The sequence below is a fragment of the Fluviicoccus sp. genome (genome assembly GCF_030646115.1).
GTDB lineage: Bacteria > Pseudomonadota > Gammaproteobacteria > Pseudomonadales > Moraxellaceae > Fluviicoccus.
The window spans coordinates 1-1,014 of the sequence record NZ_JAUSMX010000029.1 but is presented as its reverse complement, the minus strand read 5'-3'; the positions used below and the strand labels follow the sequence as shown (position 1 = coordinate 1,014).

At 60.2% G+C, this 1,014-nt stretch carries 2 protein-coding genes; both read right to left on the bottom strand.

Annotated elements, in window-relative coordinates:
• Positions 1 to 725 (bottom strand): molybdopterin-binding protein (locus Q7T36_RS17170; protein WP_304851658.1); only part of this gene is annotated, 725 nt, incomplete at its 3' end.
• 18 nt (positions 726 to 743) lie between these two features.
• Positions 744 to 1,014 (bottom strand): hypothetical protein (locus Q7T36_RS17165; RefSeq protein WP_304851655.1); only part of this gene is annotated, 271 nt, incomplete at its 5' end.

Below are 1,014 nucleotides of genomic sequence, written 5' to 3'. Positions count from 1 at the left end.
CCCAACTCAATATGGCGGCCATGTTCGGGGTGGTCGACACTCGGCAGGCTAAACACCTTGACACCTTTGAAGGCCTCTTCAATATCGATCATCAGCGGTGTCAGCATGGCCTCCATGGACCCCAGAACGATCACCGATTTTTCTGCGTAGGCTGACTTTTGGTGCAAATGGGCATAGCGCGTGTCCAGCAACCATTCCAGCATGGGCCAGGCCATGACCGGAAAACCCGGCATGAAATGCAGCGCGCCCTCACCCGCTTGGCAACTAAAACCTGGAATCTTGTTGTAGGGGTTGGGAATGATCTGGGCGCCCACCGGAAACACACCCATGTTCAGGCGGTGAATGTTGTCGTGCCGGTCAGGCTCGTAGGCCACGCCCTGCTCCCGGGCGATGTCCTGCATGCGCTCCCGGATCAGCGCCTCGGCCTCGGGATGCAGCGCCAGCGGCACACCCCATGCCTCGGCCGCGCATGGCCTGGTGTGGTCGTCAGGTGTGGCGCCAATGCCGCCGGTGCAAAAAACCACATCGCCGCTTTGACGCGCGGCGGCAAAGGCTTGCGCCAGCATCGCGGTGATGCGGGCCGGATCGTCCCCCACATAGTGGGCGTAGCTGAGCTGCAAGCCACGCGCACCCAGCAATTCAATGGCCTTGGGCAGGTGCTTGTCGGCGCGCTTGCCCGAAAGAATTTCGTCGCCGACGATGATGAGTCCAAAATGTGTAGTCATGCGGGAAGTTCTTGAAGTCTAGGGTTTTAAAAGTCTGGAATCGGGCTGCCCGCCCGGGGCTGGAATCGGCAGCGCTTCAGGCATGTTCTTCATGGCCATCGGTGCGAACGGGCCAGGCGAGGAAACGCTATTTGTCTTGCGCAACTGCTCCAGCGCCGCCAGCGTGTAATGCGCAAACCAGAGCGACGAAAAAGCAAACACCAAGGCATAGAGCCAGATAGCGACCGGCACCAAAATAGGGGCCATGGCGACAAACATGGCGCCCGATGCCCAGATCAGGCTGGGCACG